We start from the raw sequence: 7,076 nt of genomic DNA on the forward strand, positions 1-7,076 counted from the left end.
GATCCCATGGCAGAACCGCTAAAGCGCAGAATCGGGCTTGGGCTGCTGACAGCCTATGGCGTTGGCGTCATGGTGGGGGCTGGGATCTATGTTCTCGTTGGGGCCGTGGCAGCGGATGCCGGTGTCTGGGCTCCTCTCTCCTTTGTGCTGGCTGGTGTGATAGCGGCTCCAACGGCGCTCTCCTATGCTGAATTCTCTTCTCGTCTGCCAGAAGCAGCGGGTGAGGCGGTCTATGTTGGCAAGGGCTTGTCGTCAGAGGCTATGGCGCTGCTGGTTGGGCTGGCAGTTGTCGCGGCAGGGACCATTTCCGCAGGTGCCGTTCTGCGAGGTGGCGCGGGCTATCTAACAGCGGCTACTGGCTTTGACGGTACCTACGCCATTCTGGTCATGGGGGGACTGCTGACAGCAGTGGCTATTGCTGGTGTTCTCGAAAGCCTGGCCCTTGCGGCGCTTTTTACTGCGATAGAGTTGATCGGGTTGGTGCTGGTCGTCTGGGCAGGCGCCAGCGCTGAGGTATCACCGGATTGGAGCGCGATGGTCTTCCCTCCAGGTCTGCCGCTTATGACTGGGATCGGGTTGGGCGGGGTTCTGGCCTTCTTTGCCTTCATCGGGTTCGAGGATATCGTCAATATGGCTGAAGAAGTGCGCGACCCGGAGCAGATCTTGCCAAAGGCGATCCTGATCTCATTGGTCTTGACCTCAATAATCTACGCTTTGGTCTGCTGGGCCGCGGTGCGTGCGGTTCCCCTGTCGGATCTCACGCAATCGCAAAGCCCGCTGGCCCTGGTTTGGCAGGTGGCGCGTGGGGGCGATGCCAATTTCCTTTCAGCAATAGCGGTCTTTGCGGCGCTGAATGGTATCCTGGCGCAGATCGTAATGGCCTCGCGCGTGCTCTTTGGTTTGGGACGGCGCAATGCGGCCTTGGGAGTGTTCCATCAGGCCAGCGCACGCTTTGGCACCCCGGTTCTTGCCACATTGTTGATTGGTACCCTTGTTGTTCTGGCAGCACTGTTCGTACCACTAGCGCGCCTTGCGGAGCTGACATCAACGGTACTGCTCAGTGTTTTTGTATTGGTCAATCTGGCCTTGATCCGGATGAAACGGTTGCACCCTGGTGCGGGCTTCCGGGTGCCTATGATGGTACCGGTCGTTGGGCTTTTGCTCTCTGCACTGGCGCTTAGCGTTGCGATCGGAGGAATGCTGTGACGCTCTCACTTACTCTTGTGGCGCTTTGGGCGGTGATCGCAAATCTGCTGGCCATGTTGCCAAGCAAAGACAATCACTGGCGTCGCGCCTATGTGTTGGTCGCTATAGGCATCCCTCTACTGGGGTTTGTGGTTTATGAGCATGGCCCCTGGTGGGGGCTGGGCGTGTTGGTCGCAGGCATGAGCGTTCTGCGCTATCCGGTTTTGTATTTTGGACGTTGGCTTAAGCGCTTAATCCGACGATGACCGATGCATTGAAGAGTGCCGGGAAATCCTGTTATTGGCGGGCACGCAGCTGCAAAAGGCGGGACACATGAATATCGATGGCATCCGGGGTAAACTGACCCCTTCACGAGATCTATCCGGCCTTACTTGGCTGCGCGTGGGCGGGCCGGCGGATTATCTGTTTCAACCTGCCGATATTGAGGACTTGCGGAACTTCCTACGTCAGCTCCCGGCGGAAGTTCAGGTTTTCCCTATGGGCGTAGGCTCTAACCTGATCGTGCGGGACGGAGGGCTGCGCGCAGTTGTGATCCGTTTGGGGCGCGGCTTTAATGGTATTGAGTGTCAGGGCAATACAGTCACGGCGGGTGCTGCAGCCTTAGATGCGCATGTTGCGAAAAAGGCGGCCGATGCCGGATTGGACCTGACATTTTTGCGCACCATTCCTGGCTCCATCGGAGGGGCCGTTCGGATGAACGCGGGCTGCTATGGCTCCTATGTGGCAGATCATTTTGTCTCGGCTCAGATTGTGACGCGATCAGGAGAGTTGCTGGAGCTTGGTGCTGAGGATTTGCAGTTTCAGTACCGCCAGACCACTTTCCCAGACGGGGCTGTTTTGGTGTCCGCGACTTTCCGAGCCGAGCCGGGAGAACCTGACGAGCTGCATTCACGGATGGATGCACAGCTCAAAAAGCGCGATGAAACGCAGCCGACCAAAGATCGCACTGCGGGTTCAACCTTTCGCAATCCTGCGGGGTTCTCCTCCACAGGGCGAGTGGATGATGTGCAGGACCTCAAGGCTTGGAAGGTGATTGACAATTCGGGCATGCGCGGCGCGCGGATTGGTGGCGCTCAGATGAGTGAAAAACACTCAAACTTCTTGATCAACACCGGTGGCGCAACTGCCGCAGACCTGGAAGCTTTGGGTGAAGAAGTCAGAAAAAAGGTTTACGAAGATTCCGGCATAACGTTAATATGGGAAATCATGCGGGTCGGAGAGCCGTTGCCAGAAAAATGATCCCAATTCCTATGCTGATAGGGGTAATCACCCTGAACGGTATTGGAAATACAGGCGGGACGCGGGCAGTAGGGCTTTGCAGATCTTAATCATGGTAAAGCAGTCGTTAACGCGTCGGTAAGGTTTGCGGCGCTATGATGGCGGGGTGCCCAAAAAGGTGCCGGATCTTGGCGGGATCCAAAAGAACAAATACAGCGGGTTGCGACGCAGCCCCAAGAAACAAGGGCGAAAAGCCCAAGATATTTGAGGCGCTTGTGGTGAGTGAGTTGAGCAGAACTCTCCCGAAAGTGGCGGTTTTGATGGGTGGACCCTCCGCTGAACGCGAGGTGTCCTTGTCCAGTGGGCGCGAATGTGCCGCCGCTTTGAGGGGGGAAGGTTATGAGGTGGTTGAGCTGGACGCAGGGCCAGACCTTGCCGAACGCCTAAAAGAGATTTCACCGGATGTGGTTTTTAACGCGCTCCACGGTCGTTGGGGTGAGGATGGCTGCGTCCAGGGATTGCTGGAATGGATGGGGCTGCCTTATACGCACTCGGGTGTACTTGCCTCAGCACTTGCCATGGACAAGGAGCGCTCCAAAGCGGCCTACCGCGTTGCAGGCCTGCCGGTAACAGAGAGCATCCTGGCGGACAAAGCCACAGTCATGGCCGCACATGTGATTGCGCCGCCCTATGTGGTGAAGCCGAACAATGAGGGTTCCTCTGTTGGGATCTACATCGTGAACGAGGGTGCCAATACTCCGCCGCAGCTGTCTGACTCCATGCCGGAAACGGTCATGGTGGAGGCCTATGCCCCCGGACGTGAGTTGACGACGACTGTGATGGGGGATCGCGCCCTTGGCGTCACGGATATCATCACAGATGGCTGGTATGACTATGAGGCAAAATATGCTGAAGGCGGATCTCGACATGAGTTTCCGGCAAAAGTTCCGGAGGAGATCGAGGAACTCTGCCTTGCCTATGCGCTGAAGGCCCATGAGATCCTGGGATGTCGTGGCGTGTCACGCACCGATTTTCGATGGGATGAAAGCAAAGGCAAGGATGGCCTGATCCTGCTGGAAACCAATACGCAACCCGGTATGACGCCCACCTCTCTTGCGCCTGAACAGGCCGAAGGGATCGGCATGAGCTTTGGCCAACTCTGTGCCTGGATGGTGGAGGATGCATCATGCGTGCGTTGAAGAGTTCCGGCAGGGTGAAAGAAAACCGGGCTGATCCGGCTCCTTCGCGCCTGCGCTACCGGATACAGCGTTGGATGCTGACACCTGGTATTCGCTTTGGTCTCAAATTTGGCGTTCCTCTGTGTTTGCTGACGGCCGGCGGTCTTGCCTTCCTCGCGGATGAAGCCAGGAGGGACATGGTCATCTCGACGGCGCAGAGCATTCGAATGTCGATCGAGCAGCGCCCGGAATTCATGGTCAATGTGCTTGCCATCGATGGCGTAGGCAGCAGCGTTGCGCAGGATGTGCGCGAGGTGGTGCCGATTGATTTTCCGATCAGTTCTTTTGATTTGGATCTCGCGCAGATCCGGGAAGAAATCGAAGGCCTGGATCCGGTCAAATCTGCGGATGTCCGAATTCGTCCGGGCGGAGTTTTGCAAATCGATGTGAAAGAACGTAGTCCGGCTCTTATTTGGCGTAGTCACGAAGGGCTGGCGCTCTTGGATGAAACCGGCGCACATGTGGCTGAGTTGGGGCAGCGCGCCATGCATCCTGATCTTCCCCTCATTGCGGGAGAGGCCGCGGACCTGGTTGCCGAAGAAGCGCTGCAACTGGTCGCGGCCGCACGCCCCCTTGGCGATCGTATGCGGGGATTGGTGCGCATTGGCGAGCGCCGTTGGGACGTGGTTCTGGATCGCGGGCAGCGCATTATGCTGCCGGTCAAAGATCCGGTGCCCGCGCTGGAGCGGGTGATTGTTGTGAGCGAAGTGCAGGATCTGCTGGAGCGCGATGTCGCCGCTGTCGACATGCGGCTTGGTCAGCGCCCGACAGTACGGATGACAAAAAACGCAGTGGAAAGCTGGTGGCGGATCAGAGAATTGAACGGAGGCGGTTTGTAGGATGACGGATCTTTATCAGTCCCAACGCGCGATGCGGCAAATGCGTCGCCAGGCTATGCAGCGCGGTGTTGTTGCTATTTTGGATATCGGCAGCTCCAAGATCGCATGCCTGATCCTACGGTTCGACGGCACGGGTCGCCTGAGTGAGGATAACTCCATTGGCTCGCTTGCGGGGCAATCGGGTTTTCGGGTGATCGGCGCGGCGACGACGCGCTCACGGGGGGTGCAATTTGGCGAAATCATCGCCATGCAGGAAACCGAGCGCGCGGTGCGCACAGCGGTACAGGCCGCCCAAAAGATGGCGGGCGTGCGTGTTGATCATGTGATCGCCAGCTTCTCTGGGGCGAACCCGCGCTCCTATGGTCTGGACGCGCAGATCGAGTTGGAAGGCCAAGAGGTTTCCGAAACAGAGATTGCCAGAGTGCTGGCCGCCTGCGAGGTCCCGGAATATGGTCCAGGCCGTGAGGTCCTGCATGCGCAACCGGTGAATTTTGCTCTGGACAACCGCTCAGGTCTTGAAGATCCGCGCGGCCAATTGGGGCAGAGCCTGGCAGTGGATATGCATATGCTCACCGTAGATGCAGCCACTGTCCAGAATGTTGTGCGTTGCATCCAACGTTGCGACCTAGAGCTTGCAGGGATTGCCTCATCTGCTTACGCCTCTGCCTATGCGGCTTTGGTTGAGGACGAGCAGGAACTTGGTGCAGCCTGCATCGATATGGGCGGTGGCTCGACTTCGATCTCAGTCTTTATGAAGAAGCACATGATCTATGCGGATGCTGTTCGTATGGGCGGAGATCATATCACTAGTGACATCTCGATGGGGCTTGGAATTCCCACGGCCAATGCCGAGCGGATTAAGACCTTCTGCGGTGGGGTGCATGCCACCGGTGCGGATGATCGAGACATGATTGATATTGGCGGTGATACCGGGGATTGGGAGCACGACAGGCGCACTGTGAGCCGGGCCGAGTTGATCGGTATAATGCGTCCGCGCGTTGAGGAAATCCTGGAAGAAGTCAGATGTCGCCTTGATGCCGCAGGCTTTGAATATCTACCCAGTCAGCAGATCGTTTTGACCGGTGGCTCTAGTCAGATCCTCGGGCTTGATGGATTGGCCAGCAGAGTGTTGGGGCAGCAGGTTCGTTTGGGTCGCCCTCTTCGTGTTCATGGCTTGCCGCAATCAGCAACTGGTCCTGGGTTTTCCTCTGCGGTTGGGCTTAGCCTCTTCGCTGCCAATCCGCAGGATGAATGGTGGGACTTTGAAATGCCCGTTGATCGCTATCCGGCAAGATCCTTGAGCCGTGCTGTTCGCTGGTTTCGAGACAACTGGTAAGTAGGAAATTCCTTCGGAAAAGCTTGATTCCACCCAGATTTTCCTCTTTCGCCCTCGTGACAAAAGAGTAAATCTGGGTTAGGTTTGGTTTAATAGTCGTAAAAAGCGACAGCCAAAGGGCCGAGCAGTGGCCAGCAAAATTGCGCAGTAAGTCTTGCCCCGGCACAATGGCTGGGAAGAGTTCCCTATTGTGTTGTCATCCGCCCTAATCCGCAATATCTGCTTGTTGGGGCGAGACTCTGCGGTTTTCTGCCGAAGAATGGGCCATATTTTGTGGCGTTTTTCGCTTTTTTGGATGACGTGACTCCGCCTTCAAGGTAGGATTGAAGCGGAATATAGAGAAATAGCCCTTGCGGGAGGGCTGAAGCACAGGCGGTAAGAGCATGACATTGAACCTTTCGATGCCCGGGCAAGAAGAACTGAAACCCAAAATCACCGTTTTTGGCGTTGGTGGTGCTGGCGGAAACGCTGTTAACAACATGATCGCAAAAGAGTTGGAAGGCGTCGAGTTCGTCGTTGCCAATACCGACGCTCAGGCGCTGCAACAAAATGCTGCCAAGAGCCGGATCCAACTTGGTGTGAAAGTGACCGAAGGCCTGGGTGCCGGTGCACGCCCCTCGGTAGGTTCTGCCTCTGCGGAAGAGAGCATTGAGCAGATCGTTGATCATCTGGCCGGGGCGCATATGTGCTTTATCACTGCCGGTATGGGGGGAGGCACCGGAACTGGCGCTGCGCCAATCATTGCGCAGGCTGCACGCGAACTCGGTGTTCTGACCGTTGGTGTTGTGACCAAGCCGTTCCAGTTCGAAGGCAACAAGCGTATGCGCCAGGCCGAGGAGGGCGTCGAAGCCCTGCAAAAGGTTGTGGATACGCTGATCATTATTCCGAACCAGAATCTCTTCCGTCTTGCCAATGAAAAGACCACCTTCACCGAAGCCTTCTCGATGGCTGACGATGTGCTCTATCAAGGTGTCAAAGGCGTGACGGACCTGATGGTTCGCCCAGGCCTTATCAACCTGGACTTTGCCGATGTGCGTGCCGTAATGGACGAGATGGGCAAGGCGATGATGGGTACCGGCGAGGCCGAGGGCGAAGATCGCGCGGTTCAGGCTGCTGAAAAAGCCATTGCCAACCCGCTGCTAGATGAAATCAGCCTGCGCGGTGCCAAGGGTGTGCTGATCAATATCACCGGTGCGCATGACTTGACGCTGTTTGAGCTGGACGAGGCAGCCAACCGTA

The 7,076-nt window shown here is 56.9% G+C and carries 7 protein-coding genes; all 7 read left to right on the forward strand.

Features of this window, described 5'->3' with window-relative positions; genetic code table 11:
• The first annotated feature begins 6 nt into the window (after window positions 1-6).
• A complete protein-coding gene (locus tag RSK20926_RS21440; protein ID WP_008209995.1) occupies window positions 7-1,206 on the forward strand; it encodes an APC family permease in 1,200 nt (399 codons plus the stop codon).
• The gene (locus RSK20926_RS21445) at window positions 1,203-1,451 is read left to right on the forward strand and encodes a DUF2484 family protein (RefSeq protein ID WP_008209997.1); all 249 of its coding nucleotides are present in this window, start codon (window positions 1,203-1,205) and stop codon (window positions 1,449-1,451) included. Before RSK20926_RS21440 ends, RSK20926_RS21445 begins: the two co-directional genes overlap by 4 nt.
• A gap of 67 nt (window positions 1,452-1,518) precedes the next feature.
• Window positions 1,519-2,445, forward strand: a complete 927-nt coding sequence (gene murB, locus RSK20926_RS21450) for a UDP-N-acetylmuramate dehydrogenase (protein WP_008209998.1) — start codon at window positions 1,519-1,521, stop codon at window positions 2,443-2,445.
• A 257-nt stretch (window positions 2,446-2,702) separates the two neighbouring features.
• Window positions 2,703-3,623 carry a D-alanine--D-alanine ligase gene (locus tag RSK20926_RS21455; protein ID WP_037256287.1) on the forward strand — a complete coding sequence of 307 codons (921 nt, stop codon included), beginning with the start codon at window positions 2,703-2,705 and terminating at the stop codon, window positions 3,621-3,623.
• On the forward strand, window positions 3,611-4,501 hold the full coding sequence (locus tag RSK20926_RS21460) for a cell division protein FtsQ/DivIB (protein WP_008210002.1): 891 nt from the start codon (window positions 3,611-3,613) through the stop codon (window positions 4,499-4,501). Before RSK20926_RS21455 ends, RSK20926_RS21460 begins: the two co-directional genes overlap by 13 nt.
• A gap of 1 nt (window position 4,502) precedes the next feature.
• Window positions 4,503-5,837: a cell division protein FtsA gene (gene ftsA, locus RSK20926_RS21465; protein ID WP_008210003.1), complete on the forward strand. Its 1,335-nt coding sequence runs from the start codon at window positions 4,503-4,505 to the stop codon at window positions 5,835-5,837.
• 383 nt (window positions 5,838-6,220) lie between these two features.
• The coding region (gene ftsZ / locus RSK20926_RS21470; protein WP_008210005.1) for a cell division protein FtsZ at window positions 6,221-7,076 on the forward strand (856 nt) is incomplete at its 3' end.

Origin of the sequence: Roseobacter sp. SK209-2-6 (assembly GCF_000169455.1) — a bacterium.
GTDB lineage: Bacteria > Pseudomonadota > Alphaproteobacteria > Rhodobacterales > Rhodobacteraceae > Pseudophaeobacter.